The following is a 17,828-nucleotide window of genomic DNA, read 5'->3' as shown; positions in this document are numbered from 1 at the left end:
TCCCGAACCCGAGCGTAAGAAAGATGAGATGATGCGCAGGATAAACGCATCTAAATTATGAACATAAATCTCCACCCTTTTGCCTACGTCCTGCGCTTTATGCGTAGGATCCATGCGATCTTAGTGCAGGCAAAGATCTGGATTCTACGCATAAAGCGCAGAACGTAGGCGTATTGGTCTTAGATAATACGTTTAGATGCGTTTGCCCTGAGATGATGGGGAGAGTTACAAAAGAAATAATAATGGTATGATATTGAGGTTAAAAATTAGTGTACAAGTTAGTACAAAATCATCTAATACTAAGCATAAAAGAGAAGTACCCGACCCATCTTATGCAAAACCTCCCTTCTTCCGCTGGCGGGAGAAGGTGCCCGAAGGGCGGATGAGGGCAGTTAAAATCAAAACCATTGCTCAATGAATATGCTGGCACCCGCTCCGAACATGTCGCAGCAAAAGATTTTAAAAACACCAACATGCCCTCACCATACAATAGATGTAAATAATTTTTACTGATTAACTCTATGCAAAAAACCCATAATATGGAATAATTATCGTCCAATCAAATTAAATTTTGTCTATTTATATGAAAATAAAAGCAATTTATTTCGTGATGGCATTATTGCTTCCAGTCACATCGTTAGCTAGCACTTCAACCTGCCCCTTGTCTGACGGAATTAATGTACTCACCGCAAAACGAACTTTAGCAATTTGTAAACACGGTTCGGTTATCAAGACCTTTAAAGTCGCTCTTGGATATAAAGGTGTAGGTAAAAAGAAAGCTGGAGATAATAAAACACCAGTAGGCCTATATCGTTTAGCTTACCCCAGAAAATCAAGACAATTTAAAGTATTTATTCCCATCCTGTACCCCACACCCAAACAGGCAGCTGCAGGATATACTGGAGCAGCCGTTGGTATTCATGGCCCCACTCAGTCATCTCAGGGTTTAAATTTGTTTAACAACTTACCTTACTCTACTCGAGGGTGTGTTGCTGTTGGCAGAAATAACTATATTGAGTATGTCGCAAATTGGGTAAAAGCGAACCCGGGAACCAAAATTCTGATCATCTAAACAGCGAATCAATGGAACTTATGTTCCATTGATAACCGGTCAATTTCAAATCACCAACAATTCAAGATGGTAACAAACAGATTCAATGACGGTATAGCCAAGGCTTAATAATAACTGCATTTGGAACTATACGTTTTATCCGCAAAGAAATCCCGGGATGATGGCAGCTACTTGCTGTAGTAACCGATTTTCAAATGGACCTGGTAATATCTAACTTTATTATCGTCAATGTACCCACGGGTCTCTAATACCTCAAACCACTCCAGTTTACCATGAGGTTGAGCTGCCTTTATTGCATTATCAATAGCCTGCTCAATTCCCTCTTGCGACGTGCCAACCAACTCTACAAATCGATATACTTTATCTGTCATTTTGCTTACTCCCTAAATTAATTTGATCCTGAGCTTTTGCGATCGCTTTACGTATCGCCTGAGACTCCTCAGACTGCTCCGGCGCCATCACTAGCAGGCGTTGCCAATAAGTAATAGCTGTTTCGTAATCATGACTCATGTAAGCATTCATAGCAAGCATAGCCAGTGCATCAGGCTGATTAGGATTTTTGTTCAAGAGCTGGGTAAATAAGTCGATTATCTCCTTGCTAAATTGCTGATTATTCAACAACCAAAGACTGTGTGCATAATTCACCGTATACTGCTCATCTTCAGGAGCTAACAAATGCGCTTTAGCAAAGGCTTGGGATGCATTTTTAGCCTCATTTTGACTGGTGTACAGACGCCCCAATAAATACCATCCCTTGGCACTTTCTGGATCTTCATCCAATCTGACTTTTAGTTTATCGATCAATTCCTGAGGACTTTTAATTGATTTCAAGACGTGTTGCGCTCGTTCACGAGATTCATTTTGGTGAATGAATTCCTGCCAGGGTGCAAAATTACCCCAGAAATAATAGCCTGTTGCACTGGCTATAAAAATAACAGGTACCAGAGCAAAACGAGCAAATAAGCTACCCTTCAGAGGATGGATTATCAAAACACTTACACTCCCGGTTATGATAACCAGAATACCAATCAACCACCATTCAGTCATAGGATCTTCGCTTAAAACAAGTTCGCCAAAAAATTAAAATACCCAATAATAAAAAAACAAAAGGACCAAACCACAACAATAAAGTAACCGTCTTTACTGGCGGTTTAAAAAGAATAAAATCACCGTATCGTGACGTCAGATAGTCGTGGATTTCACTATCACTTTTACCTTCTTTAACCATTTGATAGACTTGCAAACGTAAATCCTTGGCCAGCTCAGCATTTGAATCAGCCAAATCCTGATTTTGACAAACCAGACAACGCAAATCTTTTAACAAGTGTTCGAATTGTGCTTCTTGAGCCGGTGAGTTCAAAGGATAAAAACTATTAGCAAAACTGGCCGGTATGAACAAGAAAAACAACAACACGCACCAAGATAAATCTGTGATTTTCATGCGGCTTGCTCCAAAGCATGCATCAGCGGCAAAACATCTCTAAGCCACACATCCTGAGTCATAATCCCTACGTGCCGATAACGAATAATACCGTGTTTATCAACCAAAAAGGTTTCAGGTGCGCCATAAACACCCAAATCCATGGCAACCTTGCCATCACTATCCTGAACCACTATTTGATAAGGATTGCCCCATTGTGCTAACCACTGCAAAGCATCAGCGGATTTATCTTTATAATTTAATCCATAAAGCGGCACACCTTCCCTGGCGAGTTGCAACATAAAAACCTGTTCTTCAATACAGGCGCGACACCAGCTGGCCCAAACATTTAATAAAAATACCTTATTACCCAGTTGGGTGGAACTGAATGTCTTTTCAGGATGTTGGAGTTGAGGTAAGTTGAATTCAGGCATCGCTTTACCAATTTGCGCAGAGGGTAAGCGATGCGGATCAAGAGACAGACCTCTCCAAAGAAAAAAACTCAATAGTAAAAAAAGAATAACGGGGATTATCTTCCAGCGGATGCCACTCATGCCTGTACCTCCTGAGATCTAAGTACCGCAGCTTTTCTGTTGGTATAATATCGTCTGTCAGTCAAAGCAAAAAAACCACCAGCAAGAATTAAAAACCCTCCCCCCCAAATCCAGCGTACAAAAGGTTTATAATACACTCTTACAGACCAGGACTCACCGGCTAAAGGCTCGCCTAAAGCAACATAAATGTCCCTGAACGGAGTAACGTCTATAGCTGACTCGGTCATGGCCATCTGACCAATTGTGTATACTCTCTTTTCCGGATAGATGAGGCTGGTTTTTTCATGATAACTGATCTTGAACTCTGCTCTTGCCCCTTTATAGTTAGGGCCAACCACATCAGCTTGATTGATAAATGCAATCTGATATCCCGCAAGAGAAACTTTTGAGCCAGGCGCCATTTGCACATCATCCTGAATGCCATATGCTGTAGAAACAGCAACGCCAATCACCGAAGCAGCAACACCACAATGCGCCAAAACCATGCCCCAATAGGCCTGACCTACACCTGCAAAACCACGATCCTTAATTCGCCTCTGCAAAGCGTTAAACGTACTTAACACAACCCAAAATGCCAACATCAAACCGATTAGCGCTGAGCCATTAAACGGGCTGGAACTAAACCATAAAACAACCACAGGTAACAACAGACTAAGAAGAACAGTCCAATTTAGCCGGTTATAAACCGCTCTCCACCCGTCACTATTCCACTTTAAGTGAACACCAATACCCATAATCAGCAACATGGGGATCATCAGCGGAACAAACACCGCATTAAAATAAGGTGCGCCAACTGAGAGCTTACCCAGTCCCAAACCTTCAATCAACAAAGGATATACCGTTCCCATTAACACGGTCAGCATGATGACGACCAAAAAAACATTATTCAGTAACAATGCACTCTCTCGGGATAAGGGACTGGGATTGGTTGCTGTTTGCAACGTTTGCGCACGAAACAAAAAAAGGATTAAAGAACCCCCTATGACCAGGAGTAAAAAAGCCAATATAAACAATCCACGCTGAGGATCTACTGCAAACGCATGCACTGAAGTCAATACTCCAGAGCGAACCAGAAATGTTCCGATAAGACTTAAAGAAAAAGCGGCAATGGCCAGCAGCATAGTCCAAGCCTTAAACTGTTGACGTTGCTCGGTAACCGCCAGGGAATGAATTAAGGCAGTGCCTACAAGCCAGGGCATGAACGATGCATTCTCCACAGGATCCCAAAACCACCAACCGCCCCAGCCTAACTCTCTGTAAGCCCACCAGCTACCCAAAGTGATGCCTGCAGTCAAACAACACCAGGCTGCCAGGGTCCATGGTCTGGTCCATTTAGACCAGCTGGCTTCAACAGTACCTGCCCATAATGCGGCTATTGCAAATGCAAAAGCAACAGAAAAACCAACATATCCCATATAAAGCATTGGCGGATGAAATAAAAATCCGGGATCTTGCAATAAGGGATTCAAATCACGTCCCTGGGTATTTAAAATCTGAAATTGGCGCAGAAATGGATTTGATGTGGTTAATAAGAAAAGAATAAATCCTATGCTTAACCAGCCCAAAACAACCAATACCCGAGTACGCATTGCTTTATCCAGACTTTCGCTAAAATAGCCTACCAGAATCATCCAGAAACTAAGGATTGCTACCCACAACAACATAGAACCTTCATGCCCTCCCCAAACAGCACAAAGCTTGTAAAACCAGGGCAATAGAATACTTGAATTATTAACCACATAGACCACAGAAAAGTCATTATTAAGAAAACACCCTGTGAGGCAAATATAGGAAAGACTCACCATGAGAAATTGCAATCGTGCGTAAGCCTTGGCACTGTCCATCCAGGCGTCACGCCTGAGATACAGACCAGCAAGCGGAATCGTAGCCAGCAGCAAGGCGGCCAGTAAAGCCAGAATTAAACAAAAAAGGCCTATCTCTGCAATCATGAATTCACCTGTTTAGCCAAGGACGCTTTCACCTCAGGAGGCATATAATTTGCGTCGTGTTTTGCCAGTACCTGAGTAGCTCGAAAATGCTGTGAATCAATAACCTCGCCTTCAGCAACAATTCCTTGTCCCTCCCTGAATAAATCGGGCAAAATACCTGTGTAGGTTATCGTAATCGTTTTATTGAAATCAGTGATCTTAAACTGGACATCCAGTCCCTCTTTAGCTCTCACTATACTGTTTTTTTCAACCATTCCGCCTACACGTATCGAATGAGCTAATGGTGCCTCTCCCGATGCGACCTGGCTTGGTGTATAAAACAAACTGATGTTTTGTCTTAGCGCATACAGCACCAGTCCAGAAGCCACAGCTAAAATAGACATAAAAAACAGAATCTTGAGTAACTTGCGCTTTCTTGCCGGGTTCATAAATTTTATCTCTTAAACCATCGTTGCAGTTTTTGCCGAGTTTGATTTCTTTGTCTTTTAATACGCAAAAAATTCATGATAAGAACAAAACCAACCAATCCATAGGAAGACCAAACATAAGCAGAGTATCCACCCATTGCCAACCATTCGTTAAACGAGTTCATAGGCGCTCCTCTTCAATCAAGACTTTGACCCAGTTTTGTTTTTTTTCTCTGATCAGTAATTCATTCCTTGCTTTTTCTAAAATCATCCAGAAACAATACAAAAAAAATCCGGCCAAGGTAAGCAGTAAGGGATACAACATACTGGTTTCGATTTTGGGTTTGGCAAAAACCGATAAAGTAGCGCCTTGATGCAAAGTATTCCACCAGTAAACCGAATAGTGAATTATGGGCAAATCAATCAAGCCTACCAGCGTCAATATGGCTATAACTTTATCGCCATCTTCTTTATTTTTAACCGCATGATGGGTGGCCAAAACAGCAGCATAGAGCAACAACAAGATTAATTCCGAGGTCAAGCGTGCGTCCCAGACCCACCATGCTCCCCACATGGGCTTTCCCCAAATGCTGCCGGTAACCAAGGCAAGAAAAGTCATACTCAAGCCAATTTGAGCGACCAGACTAATCAATAAACCCGCAATTTTAATGCGCCAAACCAGAAGCAAAACCGCCAAAAACCCCATATAACCATAAAGAGCCATAGACAAAAATGCGCTTGGAACATGCACGTAGATGATCCTGAAGGCATCGCCCTGCTGATAATCGGGCGGAGCAAAAACCAGCCCCCAGAGAACGCCAACCACCAAAGTCAATAACGCTCCGGCTGCCAGCCACGGAATGAAACGCCCAGCAAGGGTATAAAATGTTTTAGGTGAGGCTAGTTGGTATAAAAACTTCCACATAGGAAACTATGAAATCAGGAAAAAGAAGCGAATTTTAGCATGTATCCGTGTTTTAGCAAAATAAACCCTTTAATCACCAGGGTAAACGCATCTAAACGTATTATCTAAGACCAAGACGCCTACGTTCTGCGCTTTATGCGCAGAATCCAGATCTTTGCCTGCACTAAGATCGCATGGATCCTGCGCATAAAGCACAGGACGTAGGCAAAAGGGTGGAGATTTATGTTCATAATTTAGATGCGTTTGCCCTGCTTTAATCAGCCTGCGTGATTCGAATCACACCGCTTATGGCATAAGGCAGAAAAGCAGCCGCAATTAAAGACATAGCCAATAACAATGCCAAATAGCCGCTAACAGGCAGCCCCTGCATGGCAATCTGAATCGTTCCGCTGCCAAAAATAAGTAAAGGAAGAGTCAGAGGAAGTAATATTAACGCCATTAATGCTCCCCTTTGATTCACGCCAACCCCAAAAGCAGCTGCCAGTGCACAAAGATAAAACAATGCAGGGGTACCGCAAATTAGACTAAACACCAATACCAAGGTTTCCCATAAAGAAAAGGAAAAAAATAATGCGGCTACAGGTGTCAGGAAGAGTAAAGGAATTAAATGAAACAACCAATGTGCCAAAACTTTTGCACTGACTATAACAGGTAATGACAGCCCTGAAACCAACCATTGCTCGATAACTCCATGCTCATAGTCCTGTTGAAACAGCCGCTCTGCGGAGAGCAACATAGAAAGCAACATGGCCATCCAAATCAAACCCGGAGCAATAGTTCTCATAAGCAGAATTTCAGGCTTTATGGTCAACGGAAATAAAAACAACAGCATTAAAAAAAACAGGCATGAATTCACTAAATAGCGGATTTGTCTCGTCTGGATTATTAATTCACGCTGAAACAGATTGGCGCACAACATAAAGCACGAATTCACAAATGATACTCCTGATACTCCCTCGCACTTGCTGGCAAATGTTGATGAGAAGTGAGCACTACCATACCGCCTTGTGCACGATGCTCTTCAATTTTATGCATCAAGGTCGCCAATGCGGTCTCATCCAGGGCTACGAGTGGCTCATCGAGTAACCATAATGGTCTAGCGGTCATCCACAATCTGAGAAGACCCACTTGTCGTCTTTGACCAGCTGAAAGCAAGCCACAGGGATGATCTAAAAAACGCTCGAGCTGAAAGTGCGCTGCCAAAGCAGTAATATCTGTTTTATTCTCGCCATAACTCAAATCAAACAAACAATTTTCTTTAATGGTAAGGTAAGGATTAATGCCCGTTTTGTGTCCTACAAAAGATAGCTGTCGTTGATAGGCTGAAAGCATAGTGAAAACAGGCTGCTCAAAAAAACGAATCTGTCCCTGCAGGGGTTGATGCAATCCTGCAATGACTTTTAGCAAGGTCGTTTTACCCGCTCCATTAGCTCCCTTCAAATGCAATAGGCCACCCGGGGGCACTTTGAAAGAAACACCATGTAACAAAGGTTGTTCCTGATAATCAAAATCAAGATCGATAACTTCAAGCATAAGAGTATATTTTAACCATAAAAAGCGAGACTAACCAGAAACGACAGACAAAACAAGTTTTTTAACCCAAACCGTGGCGTGTTAGCTGATATTTATCTTGCGAAGTCTACTCGTGATCGCCATAATTCCTTTTATTTATTCAAAGGGTAACTATGGAATTTCTTAGCGAATACGGCATGTTTCTTCTCAAATGTGTTACTTTGGTGACGGCATTATTAATACTTACGGGGGGCATTTTTTCTTTAGGCAGAAAGCCCAAACCAAAATTGGAGATTACCTCTCTTAACGAAGAATACCAACACGTTCAATCCCTGATGAACAAGGAAATCCTCGCTAAAAAAAGCAGTAAGAAGAAAAAAAGTAAAGAAAAGAAACCCACCTTGTTTGTTATCGATTTCAGCGGTGATATCAAGGCAACTCAAGTAGAACAGCTTCGTGAAGAAATTACTTCCGTTTTAAGCATTGCTCAACCCGAAGATGAGGTTGTTATTCGCTTGGATAGCCCGGGCGGAGCAGTCAACGGTTATGGGCTTGCTGCATCCCAGTTACAACGAATTCGTGATAAAAACATCCCACTAACGGTATGTATTGATAAAATGGCAGCCAGCGGCGGTTATCTCATGGCTTGTGTAGCCAATCAAATCATAGCTGCGCCCTTTGCAATCATTGGTTCAATTGGTGTTGTGGCGCAAATACCCAATTTTCACCGTTGGCTTAAGAAAAATGACATTGATGTCGAATTATTAACTGCGGGGGAATACAAGCGCACCCTGACTCTTTTTGCTGAAAATACCGACAAAGGCCGGAAAAAATTTCAAGAAGATTTAGAACAGATTCATACCGCATTTAGAAATTACGTTCTTACAAACCGAAGTCAACTCGATATGGACAAAGTTTCTACCGGTGAGCATTGGCTGGCAACAGATGCCTGTGCGTTAAGTCTTGTCGATAAACTGGCTACCAGTGATGAATATCTGATTGAAAAAATGAATCAATATAACGCATTCAAGGTCACCGTTCAGCCTCAAACAACGCTGATAAATAAACTTTTAAAACCAGCTATGAACCTGATGCAGCCTTGGGCCTAAAAATCTCGAGCCATTCCCATTAAAAACATCGTTTTAAATGGGGAGCAAGACGAGAGATGCAATGGGAGGACGCTTTAGCGTGCTTCCCAAAAAAGTAGCATAACAACAAAAGATGTAATATGAGTGTATAATTAAAGAAGCAATTCATATTCTGTGATGGAGTGAACCATGAACGATTTTAAATCCAAGCTGCCAGACTTAAAAGAGTTGTCTTCCATGGGCAGCAAACTCTTCAAAGGCATTAAAAGCAGTGTTGAAGAAATTATTCAAGACTATAAACAAAAAAGGGAACACCAGGAAACTCCTGTCGACGAGGTTAAAACTTCTGAAACCAGTATCAAGTCTACAGAAACTGCTGGCAAATCTGCAGATGAGCCAACTGATAACAAGCCTTAGTTCATAACTAAGGCTTGTACTGCACTCCTGTTATGCCCGCCTTATCTGTTTCACAAAAAACCGTCAGACACCCCAGATTGTTCTTTTGCGTCATAAAGTATGGGTCAGGCAGGTCGTGTTCCACTCAAAATAGTTTCATTGGTTGGAGTCAATCCAGCTAATTTCGCTGATTTTCTGATTAAATGGCTTTCCTTGGAGTGACGATATCCTGCTGTTTGTTCAAAATCAAGCAATGTATCGTAAATTCTATCAAGCGATTCACGGCTTTTAGCAAAAATTCGTACAGTTCCATAGGGGTTGTAATCCGCCATTGCCTGCTCGTTTTTTAATCCGCTACTAATGGTTAAAATAATCTCCAGTTTGGGACGATATTTAAAGAGGCTCACCAAAATATCATGAATTTCTCTAGTGGTAGCTGATGTCACATCTACAGCACAAATTTTATCCTTCTTATCAATAAAATCAATGGCATTCACCATATCTTCTTGAGTTGTATTGCAATGGTTTAAATCAAAAAAACAAACGTTATTCGGGAGTCTTTTTCTTACTTTAGTCTCCTCAGATGTTAGAGGAATAGAATATGAGCCTAATGCCATATCAGTTTCATAATACATTTGACTTGCGCTGAATGACATATTTTGTATATCGATTTTATAGGTATCATGAAGGTATTTTCTACTGGCTGCATGAATCAGTTGTAAGGCTCTCATACCCGTTGCAGTAATTATTTTTTTTGCATAAACTCTTTGTGTCCTTCTCCCTATTGTCAGATCATCTTCTTCATCAGAATCTGAACCACATCCATCTTCAACTTGGGGATTGGATACGGGTTGAAAAATGAAATTAGCAAGCAACATCTCAAAGAAAGAATGAATATGATCCATACGGTGTCCGTTAATGTAAGTCTCGATATCTTCAGATGTAGCACCCAAATGTTCTGCCATCTCATGTACTAAAACCCAAAATTCATCATCCACAATTTGTTGCGCATCACCCCATGCAAAAGATGACAACTGAGCAGTTGAAACTTGAACCGATATAGCAGTTTTATTCAAACGAAAACATTTAAGTACCTTAATAAGAGGATTTACGAAAGACTCATTAAAGGCCTTAGAATCCGAAATAAGACGTTCTGATGAATATTTTTGACACCCTTGTTGAATCAAATCAACGAGATATTCTTTAACTACCGATTTTCTGAATATTTGACTCGCAAAGGACTTACTCGAACTGTCGCACGGGGCCCATAAGGTATCCCAAAGTGTGTCTTGCAGATGAATATCTACTTTTTTTGATTTCATCTTTTTTGAGGAAGAAGCAGAAGAAGAAGAAGAAGAAGCTATTTCATGCTTTCTTTCGTTTTCTTGTGTTTTTATCTTACTATAGGAAACCAAGCTTTTGGCCAATTTTGCAGACTCAAATGGTATTTGAAACGATTGCTGATTTAAGATGACTCTTTGCAGTAAAAAAAGTGCATCAACCACACAATCAGCATACTCTTTTGGAGTTAATCCCAAATTAATACGTACACTCTCAGCACAATCAGCGATAGATGGCCTCAAACACCCAAAACTCGAGCGATGCACCATTTCAACATTTACGCCTCGCTCATGTGCCAGGGTATTTGTCAGGGCGACAAGGTATGCGGATAAAAGATGACTCCATGTAGTCACATTTTTTTCAGCGGGTGGTTTAGGCAAAGAAAACAAAACACAAGTATAATCGTTATCCGCATTAATGGAATAGTCAGGATCACGTTCTTTAACTTTCGCAACAACATAAGCAGCCATTTTTTTTTGGCGTGCCAAAAGCCTGTTATACCAAACAGCAGCTTCTGCGGTAGCTAAAGGATGAACAACAGGTTTTAACGCATCTTGATAGGCTTTAAAATGAAATGGATTATAAAAGTTACCTATTTTTGGGTACATACCCCTTTTGAGTTGCGTCTGATTTCCAAAAAATTTAAATTCGTCAGATGATACTCCCTCTAATTTTTTAAAATCACTTCTGTGGTAAGTCGACCATCGTACATAATCCATCATTGGCCACAATGCAGGGTATCTACAATGAAACTCTGAACGAGGAAAATAAACTCTATCGGTAAGCGGTTCCAGAGCACCTGAGGCAGCACGTTTAATTTGAATAATTTTCATAATGAGTTCTCTAAAGGCTAAGGCGTCTTAATCCTTAAAGACATTATATTTATTTCATTGTCAATTTACAGATATGAATTTATTTCATAATTGATGTGTTTACAATCTATTTCTTTAATTTTCAACCAAAGATGTGATGCAATATGGTGTCCCTCGATTTGTTTAAAAGGGATACACCTTTCGTATTCTCAACGTCCCGTGGCCATATCATTACCCATAATACTAACTCTACTCCCTGCGGTTTATCGACAGGATCCACAAGGTCTCTTTTCAAGACAATAATTTAAAACGAACTGAAGTAATCCAATACAGGATTGAACGAAGATAGGCTCCGTATTGCGCCGTTAACGCTCGTAATGATTTTTTTGTTCAAAATTTCTATTCTGGAATCAAGGGCGTTTTGACAATTTTCAACACGACCTAACATTTTTATACTATGAAATATCAGGATTTTCGTCCCTCAAATGGCATCATAAATCCCGCATAAACAATTTAAAGTCTAGCGCTCTTCTTTCTCTGGGCGAGTCAAGCCGTATTTGCGCATTTTTTCAACCAAGGTTGTTCTGCGCATATTGAGGTAACTTGCAGCGTGTGCCACCACCCAGTCGGATTCCTCAAGAGCCTGGCTGATTAACGCAAGCTCTGTTTTAACAAGATGTTCTTTTAAATCAATACCGTCTGCAAGAGTTGCTGGATCCTGGCTAATAATCTGCATGAGCGTTTCACGCTCAGCATAGGTTGAATTGTGTTCAGTGTAAGAAAGAGTACATTCACCCTGAAAACGCTGCGGCAAATCTTTTTTAGACACTATGCCGTTGGGGTATAAAATAGATAACCGTTCAACTAAATTTGCCAATTCTCTTACATTGCCTGGCCAACTGTAACGGCATAATGCATCCATAGCATCAGGCATTAACCTGACTATAGGTCTGTCTTCCCCTTCGAAACGAGAAATTAATTCATTAAACAAAAGTGCCACGTCACTGCTTCTGCTTCTTAACGGTGGAACCTCTATAGGAAAAACATTAAGCCTGTAAAATAAATCCTCTCTGAATTGACCTTCTTCAATAGCAGCTTCCAGATTTCTATGAGTAGCAGCAATGATCCTGACGTTAATATCAATGCTTTTATTTGAACCAACCCGCTCAAAACAACGCTCCTGCAATACTCTGAGCAACTTAACCTGCATGGCTAAAGGCATGTCACCAATTTCATCAAGGAATAGTGTTCCTCCGTTTGCCAGTTCAAAACGACCTTGTCTTGATGTAATCGCTCCAGTAAACGCTCCTTTTTCATGGCCAAATAATTCACTTTCCAATAATTCACCAGGAATGGCACCACAGTTAATGGGAATAAACGGTTTGTTGGCTCTGGCCGATAATGAGTGGATATTACGGGCGACGACTTCCTTGCCTGTTCCAGACTCACCTAAAATCAAAACGCTGGCTTCGGTATTTGCCACCTGCTCAATTAACTTGCGAACCAGGCTAATGCTCTCACTTGTGCCCACCAAACTTCGAAATAATGGTGTTCTTTGGGTGCTGGCAGTAATCATTCTTAGCGCATCTTTAGCAATGTGACATCGGTGCAATGCCTCGAGCATTTGAGGGTAGCTGAACGGAAAAGAAAGACAAGCGACAACATTTCTGTCCTCGCATTGCGCCGAATTAAGCTGATGATCGATGACAATAATTGGAACCTTGAAAAATACCGCTACCAAAGCATCCAGTTGAGCGAGAGTTTGTTCAAGCTTGGAGTGCGCCCCAAGAATAATAATACCGGGATGAGAAGTGTTCGTGTTTTGCCAGTTATTATAAGTGCTAACCGTTGTAGATTGCCCCAGAAAGTCAAATATAGTTCTCAACTTGTCACAACGATTTTCATTATCATCAATGATGTATATTGTCTCATTGTCACTCATAAACCTATCCTTAAGTTTGAGATAATTTAAATTAAGTATCGGTTACGTACTTTTTACTGACAAACTGCCGACACTAAATCAATAACTGTTATAAATAAAATACCCTAAAGACCAGTGAATTACCAACAACTCTTTGGACACATTCAGTGAAATATCCTCAGTTCATCATTCAAAAACAACGAAGTTACATCAATCTACCCAAGTTGCATCATCGATAACACAGTATGGATTTAAAGGCATTACACTGATTACCAAAACATAATTCCTGGCTGCCAATTGACTTAGTGGCGCTTATTTGAATCTCTTTAACAAAACTTTTTGCCTTTAGATAGCCCATACGGCTGCAGAAGGAATGTGCAGCTCGTGCACCACAACCTTTATTTTTGTCATAACACCAGTCTACTCTGTAGTCGTTATATCGTGGATATACATAAAGTTTTTCACGATAGTGGTAGGGTTTTGGAGGAGAGTGCGATAATCCAGTAGAACAACTTATGGTCATAAAACCGTTACAACGCCAACCTTTGCATTGCGTTCTACTGGATAAATAATTCGTTAAACCGACGTTGTAGGCAATCACATTTTGAGTGGAATAATCATAGCCCAACATGCGACAATATCGGTTAGCTAAATCTTTACCGCACTCTTTTCCGTCATAACTGCAATAATCAAGGCGCTCTCCAAGGTAAGTTGGATGCCAGATCGTTCTGAATGCTTTATTTTGTAGTTCTTTCGCTTGTATATGCAGCGAGTAAAAACAAAGCACAAATATAAAGACCAGTAATTTTTTAAAATTGATCATTATAACAATTCGTTAGCAACTATTGTCACATGTTAGCCCACTATACAGGGCGGGCACAAGAGCGATAGCTAAAGGACAGAATAAAAAAATAAGGAATTCGGTAACTCCCGCATCTCTTTTTACTCATCATATACACTAAATCCTGTTAACTCGTCCTTTACAGAGATATAAAAATCCCAGTTGCGAACAGCCAAGCTTCCTTTTTAAAAGGTCAGTACGTGACAGGTTATTTAGCGTAGCGAGTTTTTGGCTTTCTTTGCCAAACGGCTATGATTAATGCATCACAAAATGTGTCAGTCTTCATTCGGAAATTCATGCCCCAACCCACGAATTGTCTGAAAAACAAGTCGATTATTACCGTCAGATAAATCCATCTCTCGTGTGTTAGGATATAAGTAACATCAGATACATAAGCCCGATTAGGTTCATTGAACTTAAATTTTCTGTTTAATTCATTATCAAAAACAGGTTGATTGTGATTGCTGCTTGTTGTTACTTTTTATTTCTTTTTATATCAAACAAAAAACACCAGCGTCACGCATCAAACTTCGGTTTTTTCCTCGACCCACAGGCTAGCCAAAAGCATTTAGTGCCTTTCTTATCCTGAGATATCCTTAGGATTATTATCTTTTAACTGGGCTGTGTAGATCCATTAGACCACATCAATACAGGCTCCCCCCTTTTCATTTCAATTTGCTATCCACATCATCGTCCAACTTAAGGAAGCTATTTCATAGTATAATAACGCAAAAATTATTCATCCGGTGCCGCCTGTTTTTTCACCGTAACTTGATGAGACAGGCAATCTGACCACCTGTATTACGACTTTGTCTAATACAGGCTACGCCTACTAAATGAGTCACAAATCCGTATACGTAGCCAGTAATAGACGAAGTCGTATTACAGGGTAGCCAATCTGGGAATGTTTTTTCATGGCAGGATGTTATCGAGGTGATTCATCTGATGTGTCTATTTTTTAGAGCGACTTGATGAGATAGGGAATGTGACTACCTGTATTACGACTTCGTCTAATACAGGCTACGCCTAAATGAGTCACAAATTCATATATGTAGCCTGTAATAGACGAAGTCGTATTACAGGGTAGCCAATCTGGGAATGTTTTTTCATGGCGGGATGTCATCGAGGTGATTCATCTGGTGCGTTTGTTTTTTAGGGCGACTTGATTAGGTAGGGAATCTGACCTCCTGTATTACGACTTTGTCTAATACAGGCTACGCCCGTTGTAAGATGAATCACCTTTAGAGCAGTAACATAGACTATCTGGTACTGCTCTGAGAAGAGATTAATGGTAGATGGTTTTTAAAGTAAAAATTAGACAGGATTATCACTATCCAGAAACAAATGAGTCAAATTAAAATGTTGAGCCAAATGAGCACCTAATGCCTGAATACCATAACGCTCTGTTGCATGATGTCCACAGGCAAAATAGTCAATTCCTAATTCTTTGGCTTGATAATAGGTTCGCTCCGAAACCTCGCCGCTTAGGTACGCATCAACACCAAGTTGATGAGCATTTTCAATATAATCTTGCGCCCCTCCTGAACACAAGGCTATAGATTGTATTAATCTTGGGTGACCCGATATAAACAAAGGCTTGCGTCCTAAGATGTGTTCCAACGCATGGCTTAACTGATGTTCGGTCATGGGATTAGGCAAAATTCCAGTCCATAACAGATTCGCTGAAGTACCTACCTGGTGCATCTGCACCGCTTCTAAAGATAATAACTTCGTTAAACAAGCGTTATTACCCAAATCAGGATGACAATCAAGAGGCAAGTGATAAGCAAAAAGATTCATATCATGACGCAATAATGCATTGATTCGCTGGCGTTTCATTCCAGTGATCACCGGATCTTCGCCTCGCCAAAAATATCCATGGTGCACCAAAAGCGCATCTGCATGGCATTCTACAGCCTGATTAATAATGTCTTCAGAGGCTGTTACTGCGGTGCAGATCCGCTTGATTTCTGTCTTTCCCTCTACCTGAATACCATTTGGAGCGTAGTCGTTGTATCTGTTGCAACACAACAAATCATTCAGGTAAAGGCTTAATTCAGTACGGCAAATCACCGCTCCGAAACTCTCTTGATGTCAGCGCCTAGAAGAGACAATTTTTCTTCTATTCGTTCATAGCCTCTATCCACATGATAGATGCGCTCAACAGCAGTCTCTCCATCAGCAACTAAACCTGCTAAAATCAAACTGGCTGATGCACGGAGATCTGTTGCCATCACGGGAGCACCGGTTAGTTTTTCAACTCCATTAATTACTGCGGTATTACCGTTTAGCTGAATCTGCGCCCCCATGCGTTGCAGTTCCTGCACGTGCATAAAGCGGTTTTCAAAAATGGTTTCAACAATCGTTGAAGTACCCTCAGCAACCGAATTCATTGCCATAAACTGTGCTTGCATATCTGTTGCAAAGGCAGGGTAAGGAGCTGTTGCGATATTAACGGCCTGAGGTCTTTTGCCGTGCATATTCAAGCTGACCCAATCCTCGCCTATAGTCAATTCAGCCCCAGCTTCTTCAAATTTGCATAATTGAGACAGCAAAGTATCTGGTCTGACTCGTTTAACGGTAACGTGACCTCTGGTCAATGCACCCGCTGCGAGGTAGGTACCAGCTTCTATTCGGTCAGACATCACCGCATAAGTACCACCGGCAAGTGCTTCAACACCTTCTACTTCTATGGTTGATGTTCCTGCACCGGAAATTTTAGCGCCCATCTGAATCAGGAAGTTCGCCAAATCAACTACTTCAGGTTCGCGTGCGGCATTTTTAATTACCGTAGTTCCTTCGGCAAGGACTGCTGCCATTAAAATATTTTCAGTTCCAGTTACTGTTACTGTATCAAACAGCAGTTGACGTCCCTGTAAGCGTCCTCGCTTGCAGCGTGCATTGATGTAACCGTTTTTAACAGTTATGTCGGCACCCATAGCTTTTAATGCTTTTAGATGCAAATCAACGGGACGAGTTCCAATAGCACAACCACCGGGAAGAGAAACATCAGCTTTACCAAATCGTGCCAACATAGGGCCTAAAACCAGAATAGATGCTCGCATGGTTTTAACCAAATCATAAGGGGCAACAAATTCGTTGACTTGTCCTGCATCTACCTGCACATTCATTTTTTCATCAACGATTAAATGTGCGCCTAATTGCCCCAAAAGCTCCATCATGGTCGTAATATCTTTTAAATGAGGGACATTGGAAATGGTTACGTGGTCACTGGCAAGCAAGCTGGCCGCCATAATAGGCAAAGCCGCATTTTTAGCACCCGAAATCACGACTTCCCCATGCAGTGCTTTACCACCATTTATTAATAATTTATCCATGTTGCTTTCCCCATTCTTCTTTTGTCCATGTCTTCATGCTAATTGCATGAAGCCTGCCAGTGGTAATTAAGTCATTAAGCTGAGCGTAGACCCATTGCTGTCGAGCGACCCTGGTTTTATCTAAAAAAATATCGGTTACTATAACCAACTGGTACTGGTAACCGTCGCCTGTTACTTCGACATGAAGCACTTCATCAATGCTTTTAAGTCTCTGTTCAATTTCTTCATTACTTAACATAAAGTTAGCTCACT

19 protein-coding genes and 1 pseudogene are annotated in these 17,828 nt (G+C 41.1%); 3 read left to right on the top strand and 17 right to left on the bottom strand.

Translation table 11 applies throughout. From position 1 onward, the window contains the following. Positions 1-583 precede the first annotated feature (583 nt). Positions 584-1,072 (top strand): L,D-transpeptidase family protein, encoded by a 489-nt coding sequence (locus Lwor_RS12975; RefSeq protein ID WP_058494297.1) that lies wholly within the window; start codon positions 584-586, stop codon positions 1,070-1,072. A 167-nt stretch (positions 1,073-1,239) separates the two neighbouring features. Here the strand turns inward: Lwor_RS12975 and Lwor_RS12970 are convergent, their stop codons facing one another. The 10 genes from Lwor_RS12970 to ccmA all read right to left on the bottom strand — a co-directional run bounded on the left by Lwor_RS12970 (position 1,240) and on the right by ccmA (position 7,860). Then, positions 1,240-1,443 carry a dodecin gene (locus Lwor_RS12970; RefSeq protein WP_058494296.1) on the bottom strand — a complete coding sequence of 68 codons (204 nt, stop codon included), beginning with the start codon at positions 1,441-1,443 and terminating at the stop codon, positions 1,240-1,242. After that, the gene (locus Lwor_RS12965; RefSeq protein WP_058494295.1) at positions 1,433-2,119 is read right to left on the bottom strand and encodes a tetratricopeptide repeat protein; all 687 of its coding nucleotides are present in this window, start codon (positions 2,117-2,119) and stop codon (positions 1,433-1,435) included. Before Lwor_RS12965 ends, Lwor_RS12970 begins: the two co-directional genes overlap by 11 nt. Then, on the bottom strand, positions 2,112-2,513 hold the full coding sequence (locus Lwor_RS12960; RefSeq protein ID WP_058494294.1) for a cytochrome c-type biogenesis protein: 402 nt from the start codon (positions 2,511-2,513) through the stop codon (positions 2,112-2,114). Before Lwor_RS12960 ends, Lwor_RS12965 begins: the two co-directional genes overlap by 8 nt. Continuing rightward, on the bottom strand, positions 2,510-3,046 hold the full coding sequence (locus Lwor_RS12955; protein WP_058494293.1) for a DsbE family thiol:disulfide interchange protein: 537 nt from the start codon (positions 3,044-3,046) through the stop codon (positions 2,510-2,512). The genes Lwor_RS12960 and Lwor_RS12955 overlap by 4 nt, the downstream gene beginning before the upstream one ends. Further along, the gene (locus Lwor_RS12950) at positions 3,043-4,995 is read right to left on the bottom strand and encodes a heme lyase CcmF/NrfE family subunit (protein ID WP_058494292.1); all 1,953 of its coding nucleotides are present in this window, start codon (positions 4,993-4,995) and stop codon (positions 3,043-3,045) included. The genes Lwor_RS12955 and Lwor_RS12950 overlap by 4 nt, the downstream gene beginning before the upstream one ends. After that, positions 4,992-5,423 (bottom strand): cytochrome c maturation protein CcmE, encoded by a 432-nt coding sequence (gene ccmE, locus Lwor_RS12945; RefSeq protein WP_058494291.1) that lies wholly within the window; start codon positions 5,421-5,423, stop codon positions 4,992-4,994. Before ccmE ends, Lwor_RS12950 begins: the two co-directional genes overlap by 4 nt. 5 nt (positions 5,424-5,428) lie before the next feature. Further along, a complete protein-coding gene (gene ccmD, locus Lwor_RS12940) occupies positions 5,429-5,587 on the bottom strand; it encodes a heme exporter protein CcmD (protein WP_058494290.1) in 159 nt (52 codons plus the stop codon). Further along, positions 5,584-6,327: a heme ABC transporter permease CcmC gene (gene ccmC / locus Lwor_RS12935; RefSeq protein WP_058494289.1), complete on the bottom strand. Its 744-nt coding sequence runs from the start codon at positions 6,325-6,327 to the stop codon at positions 5,584-5,586. The genes ccmD and ccmC overlap by 4 nt, the downstream gene beginning before the upstream one ends. Before the next feature lie 253 nt (positions 6,328-6,580). Next, a complete protein-coding gene (ccmB, locus tag Lwor_RS12930) occupies positions 6,581-7,261 on the bottom strand; it encodes a heme exporter protein CcmB (RefSeq protein WP_238584670.1) in 681 nt (226 codons plus the stop codon). After that, the gene (gene ccmA, locus Lwor_RS12925; protein WP_058494287.1) at positions 7,258-7,860 is read right to left on the bottom strand and encodes a cytochrome c biogenesis heme-transporting ATPase CcmA; all 603 of its coding nucleotides are present in this window, start codon (positions 7,858-7,860) and stop codon (positions 7,258-7,260) included. The genes ccmB and ccmA overlap by 4 nt, the downstream gene beginning before the upstream one ends. Before the next feature lie 152 nt (positions 7,861-8,012). Between ccmA and sohB the strand changes: the two genes are divergently transcribed. Next, positions 8,013-8,948, top strand: coding sequence for a protease SohB (sohB, locus tag Lwor_RS12920; protein WP_058494286.1), 936 nt, complete (start codon positions 8,013-8,015; stop codon positions 8,946-8,948). A 168-nt stretch (positions 8,949-9,116) separates the two neighbouring features. Continuing rightward, a complete protein-coding gene (locus Lwor_RS12915) occupies positions 9,117-9,344 on the top strand; it encodes a hypothetical protein (RefSeq protein ID WP_058494285.1) in 228 nt (75 codons plus the stop codon). Positions 9,345-9,448: 104 nt separating this feature from the next. Here the strand turns inward: Lwor_RS12915 and Lwor_RS12910 are convergent, their stop codons facing one another. The 7 genes and pseudogenes from Lwor_RS12910 to Lwor_RS12885 form a co-directional block, all read right to left on the bottom strand. After that, positions 9,449-11,497 carry a hypothetical protein gene (locus Lwor_RS12910; protein WP_058494284.1) on the bottom strand — a complete coding sequence of 683 codons (2,049 nt, stop codon included), beginning with the start codon at positions 11,495-11,497 and terminating at the stop codon, positions 9,449-9,451. A gap of 499 nt (positions 11,498-11,996) precedes the next feature. Beyond that, positions 11,997-13,418 (bottom strand): sigma-54 dependent transcriptional regulator, encoded by a 1,422-nt coding sequence (locus Lwor_RS12905; RefSeq protein WP_058494283.1) that lies wholly within the window; start codon positions 13,416-13,418, stop codon positions 11,997-11,999. Between the two features lie 208 nt (positions 13,419-13,626). Then, a complete protein-coding gene (locus Lwor_RS12900; RefSeq protein ID WP_058494282.1) occupies positions 13,627-14,220 on the bottom strand; it encodes a hypothetical protein in 594 nt (197 codons plus the stop codon). A 244-nt stretch (positions 14,221-14,464) separates the two neighbouring features. Beyond that, positions 14,465-14,834 (bottom strand): annotated as a pseudogene (locus Lwor_RS13605) (DDE-type integrase/transposase/recombinase); the annotation flags it as partial. Between the two features lie 718 nt (positions 14,835-15,552). Further along, complete coding sequence (locus Lwor_RS12895) at positions 15,553-16,311, bottom strand: Nif3-like dinuclear metal center hexameric protein (RefSeq protein WP_083501637.1); 759 nt, start codon at positions 16,309-16,311, stop codon at positions 15,553-15,555. Then, positions 16,308-17,576, bottom strand: coding sequence for a UDP-N-acetylglucosamine 1-carboxyvinyltransferase (gene murA, locus Lwor_RS12890; protein WP_058494281.1), 1,269 nt, complete (start codon positions 17,574-17,576; stop codon positions 16,308-16,310). The genes Lwor_RS12895 and murA overlap by 4 nt, the downstream gene beginning before the upstream one ends. Beyond that, entirely contained in the window at positions 17,569-17,814 is a 246-nt protein-coding gene (locus tag Lwor_RS12885) for a BolA family protein (RefSeq protein ID WP_058494280.1), read from the bottom strand. Before Lwor_RS12885 ends, murA begins: the two co-directional genes overlap by 8 nt. Positions 17,815-17,828: the final 14 nt, after the last annotated feature.

It is taken from the genome of Legionella worsleiensis (assembly GCF_001467535.1).
Taxonomy (GTDB): domain Bacteria; phylum Pseudomonadota; class Gammaproteobacteria; order Legionellales; family Legionellaceae; genus Legionella; species Legionella worsleiensis.
The sequence above is the reverse complement of the archived record's forward strand: the minus strand, read 5'-3'. Positions and strand labels throughout refer to the sequence as shown.